The 15,060-nt window shown below is 67.1% G+C and carries 14 protein-coding genes; 9 read left to right on the forward strand and 5 right to left on the reverse strand.

Annotated features, from left to right (window positions below):
* Nucleotides 1-515: SDR family oxidoreductase (locus VGT00_04815; protein HEV8530715.1), on the forward strand; the 515-nt coding region annotated here is incomplete at its 5' end.
* A 154-nt stretch (nucleotides 516-669) separates the two neighbouring features.
* On the opposite strand, the gene nbaC is transcribed toward VGT00_04815, so the two are convergent.
* On the reverse strand, nucleotides 670-1,209 hold the full coding sequence (gene nbaC / locus VGT00_04820; GenBank protein HEV8530716.1) for a 3-hydroxyanthranilate 3,4-dioxygenase: 540 nt from the start codon (nucleotides 1,207-1,209) through the stop codon (nucleotides 670-672).
* A gap of 95 nt (nucleotides 1,210-1,304) precedes the next feature.
* Here nbaC and VGT00_04825 point away from each other — a divergent pair, with 95 nt between their 5' ends.
* Complete coding sequence (locus VGT00_04825) at nucleotides 1,305-2,087, forward strand: SDR family NAD(P)-dependent oxidoreductase (protein ID HEV8530717.1); 783 nt, start codon at nucleotides 1,305-1,307, stop codon at nucleotides 2,085-2,087.
* 189 nt (nucleotides 2,088-2,276) lie between these two features.
* Here VGT00_04825 and VGT00_04830 read toward each other — a convergent pair whose 3' ends face one another.
* Nucleotides 2,277-3,425 (reverse strand): LLM class flavin-dependent oxidoreductase, encoded by a 1,149-nt coding sequence (locus VGT00_04830; GenBank protein HEV8530718.1) that lies wholly within the window; start codon nucleotides 3,423-3,425, stop codon nucleotides 2,277-2,279.
* A 91-nt stretch (nucleotides 3,426-3,516) separates the two neighbouring features.
* On the opposite strand from VGT00_04830, the gene VGT00_04835 reads away from it, so the two are divergent.
* The 4 genes from VGT00_04835 to VGT00_04850 all read left to right on the forward strand — a co-directional run bounded on the left by VGT00_04835 (nucleotide 3,517) and on the right by VGT00_04850 (nucleotide 9,866).
* Entirely contained in the window at nucleotides 3,517-4,851 is a 1,335-nt protein-coding gene (locus tag VGT00_04835) for a TAXI family TRAP transporter solute-binding subunit (protein HEV8530719.1), read from the forward strand.
* Nucleotides 4,852-4,941: 90 nt separating this feature from the next.
* On the forward strand, nucleotides 4,942-6,291 hold the full coding sequence (locus VGT00_04840; GenBank protein ID HEV8530720.1) for a response regulator: 1,350 nt from the start codon (nucleotides 4,942-4,944) through the stop codon (nucleotides 6,289-6,291).
* A 13-nt stretch (nucleotides 6,292-6,304) separates the two neighbouring features.
* Nucleotides 6,305-9,661 carry a response regulator gene (locus tag VGT00_04845; GenBank protein HEV8530721.1) on the forward strand — a complete coding sequence of 1,119 codons (3,357 nt, stop codon included), beginning with the start codon at nucleotides 6,305-6,307 and terminating at the stop codon, nucleotides 9,659-9,661.
* Nucleotides 9,654-9,866, forward strand: a complete 213-nt coding sequence (locus tag VGT00_04850; protein HEV8530722.1) for a hypothetical protein — start codon at nucleotides 9,654-9,656, stop codon at nucleotides 9,864-9,866. The genes VGT00_04845 and VGT00_04850 overlap by 8 nt, the downstream gene beginning before the upstream one ends.
* On the opposite strand, the gene VGT00_04855 is transcribed toward VGT00_04850, so the two are convergent.
* Together VGT00_04855 and VGT00_04860 are read right to left on the reverse strand one after the other, a co-directional pair.
* Entirely contained in the window at nucleotides 9,851-10,387 is a 537-nt protein-coding gene (locus VGT00_04855; GenBank protein ID HEV8530723.1) for a hypothetical protein, read from the reverse strand. The genes VGT00_04850 and VGT00_04855 overlap by 16 nt on opposite strands.
* Before the next feature lie 378 nt (nucleotides 10,388-10,765).
* On the reverse strand, nucleotides 10,766-11,167 hold the full coding sequence (locus VGT00_04860; protein ID HEV8530724.1) for a rhodanese-like domain-containing protein: 402 nt from the start codon (nucleotides 11,165-11,167) through the stop codon (nucleotides 10,766-10,768).
* Between the two features lie 246 nt (nucleotides 11,168-11,413).
* Between VGT00_04860 and VGT00_04865 the strand changes: the two genes are divergently transcribed.
* The 3 genes from VGT00_04865 to VGT00_04875 are packed head-to-tail and all read left to right on the forward strand — an operon-like array spanning nucleotide 11,414 to nucleotide 14,006.
* Nucleotides 11,414-11,821 (forward strand): response regulator, encoded by a 408-nt coding sequence (locus VGT00_04865; protein HEV8530725.1) that lies wholly within the window; start codon nucleotides 11,414-11,416, stop codon nucleotides 11,819-11,821.
* Nucleotides 11,818-12,447: a peroxiredoxin-like family protein gene (locus tag VGT00_04870; protein ID HEV8530726.1), complete on the forward strand. Its 630-nt coding sequence runs from the start codon at nucleotides 11,818-11,820 to the stop codon at nucleotides 12,445-12,447. The genes VGT00_04865 and VGT00_04870 overlap by 4 nt, the downstream gene beginning before the upstream one ends.
* Nucleotides 12,444-14,006, forward strand: coding sequence for an ATP-binding protein (locus VGT00_04875; protein ID HEV8530727.1), 1,563 nt, complete (start codon nucleotides 12,444-12,446; stop codon nucleotides 14,004-14,006). The genes VGT00_04870 and VGT00_04875 overlap by 4 nt, the downstream gene beginning before the upstream one ends.
* Here the strand turns inward: VGT00_04875 and VGT00_04880 are convergent.
* Nucleotides 13,999-15,051, reverse strand: a complete 1,053-nt coding sequence (locus VGT00_04880) for an LLM class flavin-dependent oxidoreductase (protein HEV8530728.1) — start codon at nucleotides 15,049-15,051, stop codon at nucleotides 13,999-14,001. The genes VGT00_04875 and VGT00_04880 overlap by 8 nt on opposite strands.
* Nucleotides 15,052-15,060: the final 9 nt, after the last annotated feature.

Genomic DNA, 15,060 nt, shown 5'->3' on the forward strand with positions numbered 1-15,060 from the left:
TCGACATCCTCCTCAACAATGCCGGCACCTCGGCGGCGGCGGCCTTCGAGAAGGTGGACGACGAGACCTGGCAGGCCGACTGGGACCTCAAGGTCATGGGCGCGGTGCGCATGTCTCGCCTCGTGATCCCCCACATGAAGAAGCGCGGGGGCGGGCGCATCGTCAATATCACCACGGTGGGCGGCAAGGCGCCGCAGCCCCGGGCCCTGCCCACCTCGGTGACGCGCGCCGCGGGCCTCAACCTGACCAAGTCGCTCGCCAACGAGTACGCCGCCGACAATATCCGGGTCAACACGATCTGCATCGGGCTGGTGCGCAGCGCCCAGATCGCCAAGCGGGCCAAGGGCGACCTCGAGGCCCACTACGCCGAGCTGGCCAAGCTGCGCGTGCCCCTCGGCCGCGTGGCCCATGCCTCGGAGTTCGCGGACCTCTTCGCCTTCCTCGTCTCCGAGCGGGCGACGTACATCACGGGCGCCTCGGTGAACTTCGACGGCGGCAGCGGCATGACCGTGTAGGGCGGCTGAAAAAGGCCCATCTGCTTCGTTGGCGCCCTCGGTCGCACGCTCAACGTACAGGGAGTACGCCTCGCGTGCGACCTTCGGGCGCCGCCTCGCATCTGGACCTTTTTGAGCCGCCCTCCTCTTTCAACAAGGCTTAAGGCGGGAAGGCCTAGGGCGGGGGTATCGGGAGGGGCGCTTGGTTGCTTTGGATGTGGCCGCAGGCACGGCAGGTGCGGAGGTCCGCGCTGGCGTCGAAGGCTTCGATGGCGGCACGGAGATCGCGCTCGATGTCCATGGCGCTCATGGTCAAGCGATGGAGCTCCCTGTCACAGCGCTCGCAGAACCAGAGCAGGGATTCCTCGTCCCGGGCGCCGCGCTTAATCTCGATGACCAGGCCCCACGTATCGGCGGGGCGATGGGGCGAATGGGGCGTGTGGGCGGGGACGAGCAGCATCTCGCCCTCCTGGATGACGGCGTGCTGGCGCCGGCCGCCCTCGTCGATGTACTCGAGCGTCATGCCGCCTCTGAGCATGTAGAAGATCTCGTCGGAGGGATCATCGTGGAAGTCGCGCCGGCGGTTCGGCCCGCGGATGACCATGGCCGTGAACTGCGAGTCCTCCCAGATCACCTTGTTGCCCACGGGCGGCTCGAAGCTGGCGCGATTCTCCTCGATCCATCGCCACAGCCCCGTGCTGATCAGCGGCCGCATGGCCTGGTCTCCTTTCGAGCTGGATCGATGAACCCTCTGCGCCAGGGGAGCCGGCTTTCGTAGACTAACTCTGATCTGGAAATGGAGGCGGGAGTATGCGCTTGCCGGAACGGGTGACGGCCATCACAGGGGGAGCGCTCGGTATCGGGCGCGCGACAGGGCTGGCCTTCGCGGCCGAGGGTGCTCTGGTGGCACTCGGCGATGTCGAGCTCGAGGCCGCCCAGGCCGTGGCCAAGGAAATCGGCGAGGGTGGCGGCAAGGCCATCGCGGTCCGGGTGGATGTCGGTGACGCCGGGCAGGTGCAGGCCTTCGTGGAGCGGGTGGTCGCGGAATTCGGACGGCTCGACGTGATGTTCGCCAATGCGGGAATCGCGCATTCCGCGCCGTTCCTCGAGCATCCCGAGGCTCAGTGGCATCGCGTGCTGCGCGTCAATCTGACCGGCGTCTTCCTGTGCTGCCAGGCCGCCGCGCGCCAGATGGTCAAGCAGGGCGGGGGACGGATCATCACCACCGCGTCGATCAATGGCTTTCGCGGGGTCGAGAACCTCGTCGGCTACAACGCCGCCAAGGCCGGCGTGGTCGAGCTGACGAAGACCATGGCGGTGGAGCTGGCCCAGCATTCCATCACGGTGAACGCGATCGCCCCCGCCCAGATCGACACGCGGCTCACCCGGAGCCTTCCCGAGGAGGCGCGGCGCCGGCGAGTGGAGCGCATTCCGCTGGGACGCTTCGGCGAGCCTGAGGACGTGGCGCGGGCCGCCCTTTTCCTCGCGTCCGACGACGCGCGCTACATCACCGGACACACCCTCGCGGTGGACGGCGGCTATTTGGCGGGAGGGCTCTGGTCCGGCCCGAAGGGAAGCCCGCCCAAAGTCTGAAGGGGGCGGAGTCTGTCCTAGCAGTTCCCCAGCCCCGCGAGCGGGGATGTTCCGCTTCGAGCGCCGGCTTGCCGGCGCAGTTCTCAGATCGTTCGCCTCGGACGGCGGGGCCCCAGCCCCACGACGTCCTGCGGCTCGCACTGCGTCGGGGGAGGCTTCGGAAGGGGGCGGAGCCCCCCTCCGAGCTATCTACCGGCGAAACGCCGGCATGACCTCTCGAGCAAAGCGGGTGAGTTGCTCGATCATGACCTCTCTCGGCGTCCCGATGGCCCAGCCGATCATGACGTGGTCCAGCCCGGGGTACCGCTGCTCGATCTCTTTCAGATAGGCGACGATGTCTCCGGGCGGCCCGCAGAGCCACGCGCGATTGCGCACGCCGTTCTCCAGAGTGGCCGCGGTCGCCGACTGCGGCTGGCGGGCGACCACGGCCTTCACGTGCTCTTCGCCGTAGCGCAGCATGCCCAGAGGGGCCATGACCTTCGCGTGCTCTTCGAAGTACGGCCGCGCCTTCTGCATCGCTCGATCCGCGGTCTCATCGATGCACATCCGGAAGCCGAAGATCAGGTCCTCTCCGAGCTCGAGCTCTCGTCCGTGGCGGCGAGCCGCCTCCTGGTAGTCGCGGAACCAGCGCTGGACGAGCTCCTCGGCGGTAGCCGAGACGATGCCCTTGATGCCGTGCCTGGCCATGAAGTCCAGGCCCCGTGCGCTGCCGCTCACGATGGGCTGCCAGATCTCGACGGGCTGACGCACGGGTCGGGGCACCAGCGTGATCTCTTTCAACGGGTACCCGCGATAGGGCACCTCGGGGGGAATGGTGTATCGCTTGCCCTGGTGCGAGAAGGATTCCTCACGGAATGCCTTCAGGATGATCTCCATCTGCTCTTCGAAGAGCTCGCGGTTCGCCTCGGCGTCCAGCATCGGGTTGCCGAAGCTCTCCACTTCGCGGGTGTGGTAGCCGCGTCCGACTCCGAAGACGACCCGGCCCTTGGTCAGGATATCCGCGGTGGCGTAGTCTTCGGCGAGCCGGAGGGGATGCCAGGTGGGCACGACGTTGAAGGCGCAGCCGATCTTGATGCGCTCGGTGCGATGGGCGAGGTCCACGGCCAGCATCGGAATATTGGGGATGCACTCGTACCCTTCGTGCTGGAAGTGGTGCTCGGCCAGCCACAGGGTCTCGTAGCCCAGCGTGTCGGCGGCGCGGGCCAGGGCGATGGTGGTGTCGAACGCCTCGATGAGCCGGTCATTGGAATACCGCCGGTCATCGGCGGGCGTACCGGACAGGCCGCAGTGCTCGAGCTCGATATGACCGACGTAGAGCGTCGAGAACCGCGTGATCATCGCGGAGGAAGAATACGGGCCCCGACACGACTTGGCAAGAGGAGCGATTCCTTTCTGGCGGCGCCGGCAGCGCTGGCATAGCATGTCACTGATGCCGGCGCGCCGAAGGCTTCGGGACTGGTTGTCGCGAGATCACCTGTACATCTCCGCGCCCGCGCTCGTTTTCGTGATCGCGGCATTTGTGGTGGCCTGGTCCTTCATGAAGCCGGCTCCGCCGCGGCGCCTGGTCATGGCCACGGGACCGCCGGACGGCGTGTACTACCAGGTGGGACTCCGGTTCGGCAAATTGCTCGCGCACGAGGGGATCGCCCTCGACGTGCGGTCCACTTCGGGTTCGGTCGAGAACGTGCGCCTTCTTGAGGATTCCGACCGCGGTGTCGATGTCGCCTTCGTTCAGGGTGGCGTGTTGACGGCGGGGCCGTCATCTGACGTGCTCGCCCTCGGCAGCCTCTATCTCGAGCCCGTCTGGGTGTTCACGCGCGCCACGATCCAAGGCCATGATCTCAACGGGCTGAATGGTAAGCGCCTGGCCATCGGGCCGGAGGGGAGCGGCACACGCGCCCTCGCCGAGCTTCTTCTCGGAGCCAACCGGGTCACGTCGGCCTCCGCACAGCTCCTGCCCCTCACCGGGCTCGACGCCGTCAGGGCCCTCGAGCGCGGAACAGCCCACGCGATGTTTCTGGTCGCCGGGCCGGAGGCGCGCGCCGTCCGGGAGGCTATTCGCGGCCGGGGCGTCACTCTGGTCAGTTTCTCCAGAGCGGATGCGTATACGCGATTGTTCCCATTTCTCAGGAAGGTCATCCTCCCCGAGGGGGCGTTGGATCTGGCCGCGGATCTGCCCGCCAAGGATACGGTGCTGATGGCGGCGGCGGTCAACCTCGTGATCCGACGTGACCTTCATCCCGCCTTGAGCAATCTCCTCTTGATCACGGCGAGCACCGTCCACAGCCCGGGCGGCCTCTTTGAGCAGCCCCGACAGTTTCCCTCGCCGGATGGCGTGGACGTGCCTCTGAGTGACGAGGCCCGGCACTACTACCAGGCCGGTCCGCCGTTCCTGATCCGCTACCTGCCCTTCTGGGCGGCCACCCTGGTCGATCGGTTGAAGATCATGCTGGTTCCTCTGATTGCCGTCCTGTTTCCGCTCATCAAAATTGCCCCATCCGTGTACCAATGGCGAGTTCGGTCAAAAATCTATCGCTGGTACGACGATCTCGATGCCGTCGATCTCCTTTTGCGCGAAAAGCATTCGCCCGGCCAGAAGGCGACGCTTCGGCAGGAGATGGACCGCATCGAACGTGAAGTGCGACAGGTGGAGGTGCCGGCATCGTACCGAGAGGAGCACTATCACCTGCGGCTGCATCTTGAGTATCTTCGCGCGAAGGTCGCGGCCGCCGAAGGCGATCCGCGGTCGACCGGCGATATCTGAAGCGCGCGCACGGTTCCCGGCAGGTGTAGCCTTGCTCTCGCCGGAAGGGTGCGCTACGGTGTCGACGCGAAAGGCAGTCCAGGGGGCGGGATGCTGATCCGATTCTGGGGCACCCGGGGATCGCTGGCCAAGCCGGGACCGACTACGCTCCGCTACGGTGGCAACACGTCGTGCGTGGAAGTGCGCACGGCGGAGGGGACGCTCATCGTTCTGGATTGCGGCACCGGGGCCCACGGGCTGGGGCAGTCGCTGGAATCCGGCGGGTCACCGCAGCGCGGACATCTCCTCATCACGCACACGCACTGGGATCACATCCAGGGGTTTCCCTTCTTCGCGCCCCTCTTCGGCCCTCGCAACGAATGGGACATCTATGCTCCGGGCGGCCTCGGACAGGAGCTGGAACGAACCCTGGCCGGACAGATGGAGTACACCTACTTTCCCGTCACCCTGAAGCAGCTCGGCGCCACCGTCCGCTATCACGACCTCGTCGAGGGCAGCTTCGCGCTCGGCGGGGTGCGGGTAGTCGCCAAGTATCTCAATCATCCCGCCCTCGCCTTGGGATATCGTCTCGAAGTCGGCTCGGTGGCGGTCGTCTATTCGGTCGATCACGAGCCCCACGCGCCCCACGTCGTCGACGCGGCCACTCGGGCCCTCGCGGGGGTTGGCGTTCCCCCCGTGCATGCCGAGGATCGCCGTCACGTCGAGTTCCTGGCCGGCGCGGATCTCGTCATCCACGACGCTCAGTACAGCCTTGATGAGTATCCACAGAAGACGGGTTGGGGTCACTCGCCCGCCGAGTGGGCGGTGGACTATGCCCTGGCCGCCGGCGCCAAGCGCCTGGCCCTCACTCACCACGATCCCCTGCGGGACGACCAGGCCGTGGATCGACTGGTGGAGCTCTGCCGACGGCGGTCGACGGCGGCGGGAAATGGGCTCGAAGTATTTGGCGCCGCCGAGGGCCAGGTGCTGGAGCTTGCCGAGCGAGAGGGTGCCGAAGCTCAACCCGCGAGCCCGGAGGCGAGCGCAACTCCGGGAGCAGGACCGGCGACCATCCTCGTGGCCGATGACGATCCGACCATCGTGAGGCTCTTGACCCTCAGCCTGGAGCCGAGCGGCTTCCGCGTGCTCACCGCGAGCGATGGCGAGACGGCCTTGCGTCTGGCCCGCGCCGAGCGCCCGGCCCTCCTGCTCCTGGACTGGCAGATGCCGGGATTGAGCGGCGTGGAGGTGACACGCATGCTCCGAAAGGACGCAGACCCGCACCTTCGCGGATTGCCCGTCGTGCTGATCACTGCGCAAGCGGGTGTGGAGAACACATCGGTAGGCTTCGCGGCAGGGGTGACCGACTATCTGACGAAGCCGTTCCGACCCGCGCACGTGCGGGCGCGAGTACACGCGTGGCTCCTGCGGCGCGGCGTGGACTCCGGCGGCGGCGCATGAGCGAAGCTAGCGAATGACCACGGCACGGCTCGCGGAGACGAACCTCGACCCCCAGTGGGTCGCTTCCTCGAAGACCGTGTCGCGAGTGATGAGCCTGTTCGTATTGGCGGTCGGCGGCCTCGTCCTCATCGGATGGCAGCTCGACATCGCCGCGCTCACGAGCGGTCTTCGCAAACATGTCGCCATGAACCCCCTGACCGCTCTCGGTTTCATCGCGGGCACCGGCTCGCTGTGGCTGCTGCAGGCGCCCTCTGCCACGACGGCCCGCCGCGCGGCGCAGCTAGGGGCCGGCTTCGTCATCGTCATCGGCGGGACCACCCTGATCGGGTACGTGATCGGCGATAACCTCGGGCTCGACCAGGTCATGTATCGAGAGAAGCTCGGTACCAACCGAATCGCGCCTAACACCGGGCTGAACTTCCTGCTCATTGGTGCGACGTTGCTGCTGCTCGACTGGGAACCTCGGCCCGGGTACCGTCCGGCCCAACTCCTCGTCCTCGTCCCCACTACCGTCGCCCTGACGTCGGTGGTGGGATATGCCTACGACGTCGGCGAGCTCTACGGTGTCGCTAACTACATTCCCATGGCCCTCCCGACCGCGATCGCCTTCCTTGCTCTCGGTCTGGGCATTGTCTGCGCGCGACCGGACCGAGGGTTCGTGTCGGTCATGGCCAGCGTCCACGCGGGCGGTGTCCTGGCCCGCCGCCTGCTCCCCGCTGCGATCCTCATCCCGATCTTGCTGGGCTGGCTCCGACTGCTGGGCCAGCGGGCCGGGCTCTTCGGCTCCGAGCTTGGCCTGGCCATGGCGGTGGTGGCCAACATCGTCATCTTCGCGGCGCTGATCACGATCACTTCCGCATCACTGGATCGAGCAGACCGCCGGCGCAAGGTCGGCGAGCGCCGGCTGGCCACCCAGTACGCGACGACCCACATCTTGATCGAGTCAAGGACCGTCGAGGAGGCGATGCCCCGGATTCTTCAGGAGGTGTGCGAAAGCCTGGACTGGGTGGTGGGCGCTCGCTGGGCCGTTGATCCGGACGCGAAGGTGCTTCGCTGCGCCGAGATGTGGACGGCTCCGACCTGGAAGCTCCAGGAGCTCACGGAAATGAACCACCGCATCACGTTTCCGCCCGGCGTCGGGTTGCCCGGCCGCGTGTGGAGCGGAGTCAGAGCCGCCTGGATCTCCGATGTCGTCCAGGACCCCAATTTCCCCCGCGCCGGCTCTGCCGCCAAGGACGGGCTCCACGGAGCCTTTGGTTTCCCCATCGTGGGCTCGAGCGGGTTCCTGGGGGTGATGGAATTCTTCAGTCCCGAGATCCGGAAGCCCGACGAGGACGTGCTCAAGATGTTCGAGGCGGTGGGCGGGCAGGTCGGCCAGTTCATCGAGCGAAAGCGGGCGGAGTCCGACCTCGAGCACGCCAAGGAGGTGGCCGAGGCGGCGACCCAGGCCAAGTCGGAGTTCCTCGCCAACATGAGTCACGAGATCCGGACGCCCATGAACGCGATCATTGGCATGTCGACTCTGCTGATGGACACGCGACTCGACGACCAGCAGCGCGAGATCGCGGAGACGATTCGGACGAGCGGCGACCACCTGTTGACCCTCATCAACGACATCCTTGACTTCTCGAAGATCGAGTCAGGAAAGCTCGAGCTCGATCAGGCGCCCCTGGACCTGGCCGGGTGCATCGAGGAATCCATCCAGCTCGTGGCGTCGAACGCAGCGGAAAAGAGCCTGGAGCTCACCTACCTCGTCGAGAGCACAGTACCGCCGACCCTCGTCGGAGATGTCGGACGCCTGCGGCAGATCCTGGTGAACCTCCTGAGCAACGCGGTCAAGTTCACCCAGGCGGGAGAGATCGTGGTCACGGTGTCGGCGGCCCCGCGGGACGGGTCTCGGCACGAGGTGCATTTCACCGTGCGCGACTCGGGCATCGGAATTCCTTCGGACCTGTTCGGTCGTCTCTTCAAGTCGTTCAGTCAGGTCGATGCGTCTACCACGCGTCGTTACGGGGGCACGGGTCTCGGGCTCGCCATCTGCCAGCGCCTGTGCGAGCTGATGGGCGGCCGCATCTGGGCGGAGAGCGAGGTCGGCAAGGGTTCGACGTTTCATTTCACCATCGTGGCCGAGGCGGTCCCGGCCCCCGCGGCACGGCCGGGCGGGCATCGCGAGCTGGAGGGAAAGCGAGTACTGATCGTCGATGACAATCGCTCGAACCGTCGCATGTTGAAGCTGCAGACGGAGCGATGGGGGTTGCTGGCCCGGGAGACCGGATCGCCGCACGAGGGGCTCGAGTGGATCCGACGCGGAGATCCCTACGACGTGGTCCTCCTGGACTACCAGATGCCCGACATGGATGGCCTCGCCCTCGCCCGGGAGATCCGCCGTCACCGCGGTCCTGAGTCGCTCGCCCTCGTCCTGCTGTCTTCCATGGGCCAGGCCCTTCCCGCGGCCCATCGGGAGGTCGGCTTTGCCGCCGTGCTGTCGAAGCCTCTGAAGCTCTCGCTCCTCTACGACCGGCTCCTCGAGATCTTCGGAGAAGCTCCCGACGCTGCGCGGGCCGCGACCGGGGAGCCATCGCCGGAGTCGGTGACGCCCGCGGGCCCGTTGCGGATCCTCGTGGCCGAGGACAATGCCGTCAACCAGAAGGTCGCCCTGCGCTTGCTCGAGCGACTCGGGTACCAGGCCGATATGGCGGCCAATGGGCACGAAGCGCTGGACCACCTCGACCGCGCGCCGTACGACGTGGTTCTCATGGACGTGCAGATGCCCGGGATGGATGGCCTCGAGGCGAGCCGGGCCATCTGCGCACGCTGGCCTCCCCGCGAGCGCCCCCGCATCATCGCCATGACGGCGGAGGCGATGGAGGGCGATCGCGAACGGTGTCTGGCCGCGGGCATGGACGACTACGTCGTCAAGCCGGTGCGTCTCGATGAGCTGGCGCGAGCGCTCAGCCGGTGCCGACCGTTGACCACCGAGCGGATGGCCGAGCGGGCGTCCGTTGGCGACGGGACCACCACTCGAGATGCCCTCGATCGGCGGGTGCTCGATCAACTACGCGAGGATCTGGGCGATGCCGCCGCCTTGCGGGAGGTCGTCTCGACGTTCCTGGATCGCAGCCCGTCGGTGCTCCTCGCCTTGCGAGAGGCCGCGGCGCGAGGGGACGTGGCGGCGGTGTCGGCGAGCGCCCATGCCCTGAAGGGCACTAGCGCAACCCTCGGAGCCTTCGCCCTCTCTTCGCTGTGTGCCGAGCTCGAACGTCTGGCGCGAGCGGGAAGCATGTCGGACGTCGTGACCCAGGTGCCCGCGATCGAGGCGGAGTATGGCTCGGTCGATCGCGCGCTGCGGGCGGAGGCGGGTCGTGAGTGAGTCCGAGCGGCCAACGCAGTTCGGACGGACCCAGGCGCCGGACGAGGCGTGGCTGGCCAAGCAGCCCTCGGAACTGATTCTGGACCCCGATCTTCCCATCATCGCCCAGTGGAATGCCTTCAAGCGCATCGCCTCCGGCGCCTCCGCCGACGAGAAGCGGGCATTGTTCAACGGGACGGCGCGGCGGGTCTATCGGCTGGACTGACGGCCCGGCTCGCGGAGGTAGGGCGGCTCCCAGTCCGCAGGGTCGGGGAATCGCGCGGGTCCCAAGGGTCCGGTGACATCGAAAACCTCGACGAGCAATTGCGGAACCATGGGGATGCAGTGCAGATCGGCATTCTGCCGGTCCGGCCTCGCGGGCAGCTCCTCCAGGGAGTTGGAGAGGATGATCTCGATGCCGATATCCCCGGGCCGATCGATCAGGATGTCCCCGGCCCGCACCTGATCCAGATTCACGACCTCGCTGGCCTCTACCTGGTAGAGCACCAGGTGGGTGAGAACAAGGGACACCTCGCCCGTGTATCCGGTCAGCGGGCGCCGCCGGCCGCGGGTCCGTTGACCGCCGGAATGATCGAAGCACACCCCGTCCTCATGGTAGGAGAGGTGCTGCCCGGCGCCGGCTTTCGGCATGGTGCCTACCACGAACAGACCGTTGGGAGTTCGCGCGAGGCGGTAGAGAGTGACCACACCGCCATTGGGAAGGGCCAGATAGACTCGTCGTCTCATTCGGTCAGCCGGTGGCCTCCACGCGGGCGGCCACTATCGGTCGCGGGAGCTGCTCCTTCGGTATGCGGGCCGCCCGTGCTCTCTGGCGCAGTCCAGGTGAACACGCTCCCCCGCGGAATTGGCCGTCCACTTCTGCTCATCGAGGACCCACTCCTGACATACCGGGCAGATGGAAACTTTCAGCATCGCGGTCTCCTCAGTTCGAGCCCTCGTCTCGGGGCGCTCGTGCCTGCGGCAGCTCGGCCGCCCCTCATCTCGAAAACCTTCGGGGCGGGCTCCGCCGCCGATTACCCTCACCCCGGTAATCGGCCTTCCCGAGGCCAAAGAGGACCCCTCCCGCCGAGTCTTGCGAGGCAGGGATGACTCCTGCGGGGAGGGCTAGCTCTTCTTCGGGCGGTCCGCGACGGGATGGCCCGCCTTCTTCCACGCGGCAAAGCCGCCGTCCATCTCGCACACGGGCTCGAGCCCCATTTGCTGGGCAACGTCGGCCGCCAGGGCCGATCGCCAGGCGCCGTTGCAGAAGAAGACGAACTCTTTTCCGGAGGCAAAGACCTCCTTGTGGTAGGGGCTCTCCGGATCGATCCAGAACTCGAGCATGCCGCGGGGGCAATGGAAGGCGCCGGGGATGATGCCCTCCCGCTCGAGCTCGCGGACGTCGCGCAGGTCGACAAAGACCACGTCGTCGCGGCCGTAGCGGGCGCGGGCCTCGTCCAGGCCGATGGTCCGAATCCGCGATTTCGCTTCGTCGACCATCTGGCGGAACCCTTTACGCAGCTTCATCGGTCGAGCCCTCGTCTCGGGGCGCTCGTGCCTGCGGCAACTCGGCCGCCCCTCATCTCGAAAGCCGGCCTCAGTCTACCCCTCCGGGGTGGTCAGGTCTCACAATGTGACACGGGTGCCCAGGAAGGCCACCAGTGACGATTTTCGGAACGAGAATGCCCGGGGAAGCGTCCGCAAGCCCTTGGGTTTTCGAGGTTTCAGGAATGGCCTGGCCCTTGAATACAGTTGTCTGGGAGAACCTGGCCAATGTCCTCCGAGCATGCGTCCGCCGCCCAGATCCGTCGTCACCGTATCCTGGTCGTTGATGACGAGCCTCTGGTGACGCTGCTCATTGCCGAGGCTTTGGCCCTGGAAGGCCACGAGGTCGATACCGCCAAGAATGGTCGGGAGGCGCTGGAAAAGGTCTCCGCTTGCGCCTACGAGGCCATCCTGAGCGACCTTAGGATGCCCGAGCTCGACGGCGTGGGACTCTATCGGGAGCTCGACCAGCGGAACCCGGGTCTGCTCCGTCGGATCGCCTTCGTGAGTGGGACGACCGAGCCCGTCGAGTACGCGAGCTTTCTCAAAAAGACCGGCGTCCCCGTCCTGCGCAAGCCCTTTGCCATCGACGATCTCCAGCGCCTCGTCCAGCGCTTGCTCCAGGACAATCCATGATGTCTGCGGCTCTCCAGACCGCGGCAGGCGAAAGGGCGCCGCAGTTCACGCTGCCCTCGGTCCAGGGAGGCACGGTCGATCTCGCCGCCTATCGCGGGCGTCGAAACGTGGTCATCTGGTTCTCGCGGGGCTTCACCTGCCCCTTCTGCCGGAGCTACATGCAAGGGATCATCCAGGGATACGAGACTCTGCGCGCCGCGGAGACCGAAGTGATCCAGGTGGCGCCTAACCTTCTCGAGAGCGCGCGGAGATTCTTCGGGCTGGCCGGGGTCCCCTATCCATTCGTCTGCGATCCCGACAAGCGGCTCTACGCGATCTACGGATTGGGGGACCGGGGAGCGCTGGAGGCCACGCGCACGGCGGTGGTGAGCTTCGCCCGCGCCTTCACCACCGGAGACGGCGAGGCCCAGATTCGCGGCGCCTGGCTCGACGTGATGAACCGCAACTTCGTGCGTCGCCTCCACCATCACGCGACCACGGCACTGGAGCAGGGCATCTTCCTCATCGACAAGCAGGGCAGGATCCGCCACCGCACGCTCGTCGGGCCCATCGACCCGGTGCCGGACGGCCTGGAGCTGGCGGCCCTTACCCGAGTCCACTGCGCGGACGAGCTCCCGGCAACGTGAGCATCTCCAAGCGCCTCACGCGGCTGTGCGAGATCCTCGTCGCGCTTTCCGCGTCTCCCATCCCTAGTCATCTCTTCCAGACCCTCGCCGATCAGGCGGGCGAAGCCCTCGCGTGCGACTACCTCGCCCTTTGCCTCACGGACACCGATGGCAAGGGGTACCTCGTCCACTCGCTCGTCGGCGGGGCGTCGGGGGCGTCCCCCGTCGGGCCGTTCCCGCTCGACGAGGGTCTGCCCGGGCTCGCCATACGGTCGGGTCGAGTGATCCTGAGCGGCGACCTCGGCGCCGAGCTGGATCACATGACCGAGCTCGAGCGAGGCTGGGTCGAACTCGGCCTCCGTGCGGTGCTGATCGCGCCGGTACGGCGGGGCGGAGACGTGCTGGGGGCGCTGTGCTTTGCCGCCCGCGGGCCCGCCACCTATACGCCCGACGACATTCAGATGGCCTCGCTCATGGCCGCCGGCCTCTCCGCCGCGCTGGAGACATCGCGCGCCTATCAGGCCCTGGCCGATGAGCGGAGCACGCTGGCCGCGGTGGTCGGCAGCATGCAGGACGCCGTGGTCATGGCCAACCAGGACGGCATCGTGCTCCTCGCCAATCCCGCCGTCAGATCGATGTTGCAGCTCGAGCCCGAGGCCATCACCGGCCTCCCGCTGCCTGACGCGCTGACCAAGGAGCCGCTCCGTGCGCTGCTGGAGGCGGGCCGCCCGGGGACGGGCGAGGTGGCCCTGCCCGACGGCCGCACGGCCCAGGCGAGCGTGGTGCCCGTGAGCACGCCCTATGGCGAGATGGTGGGGCTCGCGGCCATCCTGCGGGACATCACCCTGCTCAAAGAGCTCGAGAACCTGAAGGACGAAATCGTGCGGTCGGTGTCTCATGACTTGAAGAACCCGCTGACCGTAATCTACGCGACCGCCCAGCTCCTGCTCCGGGCGGGGCCTGCCGATCCGCGCTTTGCCACGTGGTGCGAGCGCATCATGAAGACGTCCGACTACATGACGGAGCTGATCACCGACTTGCTCGACCTCGGCAAGATCGAGGCCGGCCTCGATCGCCCCACGGAGGAGGTGGACCTCAACCCCCTCGTGGCCGACGTGGTGGCTACCTTGCAGCCGCAGGCCGAGGCCGAGGACATCGCGATCACCGTCGAGATGCCTTCGCAGGTTCCCGTGTCCGCGAACCCCAGTCGGATCAAGCAGGCTCTGCTCAATCTCGTCGGCAATGCGCTGAAGTACTCACGGCCCGGCAGCTCGGTAGCGATTGCCGTCTCCATGAGCGACTCCTCTCACTCCGCGGGCGCGTCTGTCCCGGCGGTGGTCGTCACTTTGACGGACACGGGCATCGGCATTCCCGCCGCGGACCTGCCCCATGTCTTCGACAAGTTCTATCGAGTGAAGAGCCAGGCCACCAGCGAGATCCCGGGGACCGGGCTCGGTCTCGCCATCACGAAGAGTATCATCGAGGCCCACGGCGGCCGCATCTGGGCCGAGAGCCAGGAAGGCAAGGGCAGCACCTTCGCCTTCTGCTTGCCGGCGGGCGGGAGTCTCGAGCCTAGCTGACGAAGCGGGCCATGATCTGCTCGCCGAGGATGCGCATGTAGTGCGCCTGGCGGTCCATGCTGTCCGCGCGCAGGCCGACCCAGATCTTGCGGGCGCCCGCCTGGGCGATCTGCTCGATGCGGGCGATCCAGTCGTGGGCGTTGCCGGCGAGGGCGAAGCGCTCGAGGGCGTACTGGGTCAGCCCGAGCTGGTCCATCCACTTGGGATTCCGGCCTTCCTGGAGCACGTGGTCATAGAGCTCGTAGCCGTCGACATAGGTCTGGATCTTGGACTTCAAGTCCTCCGGGACGTGCTTGTCCTCGAGGCCGAAGCGCATCGAGTGGTTCAGGATGGACGACACCGAGGCCTTCACGTTCTGGACGGCCTTCTCGCGGTCCTCGTCGAGCGATGTCCGCGTGGTGAACCAGATGTCGACGTCGGACGGGTCGCGACCCGCCTCGCGGGCCCCCGCGTGGATCCGGGCGATGGTGCCCTGGATGACTTCGGGGAGCAGGCCGGTGCCGGCGATGACACCGTCACCGATCCGCCCGCCCAGGTGGAGCATCTTCGGCCCCTCGGCGCAGATCGAGATGGGAATGCGCGGGCGGACCACCGTGGACGCCCAGCGGACTCGCTGCGGGCGGCCCTGATACGCGCCCTCGCCCCTGGCGATGAGGTCGCGCACGCAGCGCACGTAGTCCTCGATGCGCGCGCGGGAGGCGACGCGGTAGCCGATGTTGAGCACGCCGCTGTCACCGCTGGCGATGTCCATGAAGGCGCGGCCACCCGTCAGGCTGTCGATGGAAGCCAGGAAGGAGGCCATGACCTGCGGCTCGCGGGTGAGGGGATTCGTGGGACGGAGTCCCACGCGGGCCCGCGAGGAGGCGAGAGCGAGCAGGGTGGCCCTGACATAGGCGTCGCCCCCGATGAACGCGGTGTCGTAGGTCCCGAGGGCCTCGGCCCCGTAGTCGTCGGCCATCTTGGCCAGATCCATGAACCGCTGCTTGTCCTTCTCGGGCAGGAGTGGAGTGCCCGGGCTCAGGCTGATACCGAACGAGACTTTCACGCGGATTGT

The sequence above is a fragment of the Candidatus Methylomirabilota bacterium genome (assembly GCA_036002485.1).
In the GTDB taxonomy this organism is placed as follows: domain Bacteria; phylum Methylomirabilota; class Methylomirabilia; order Rokubacteriales; family CSP1-6; genus AR37.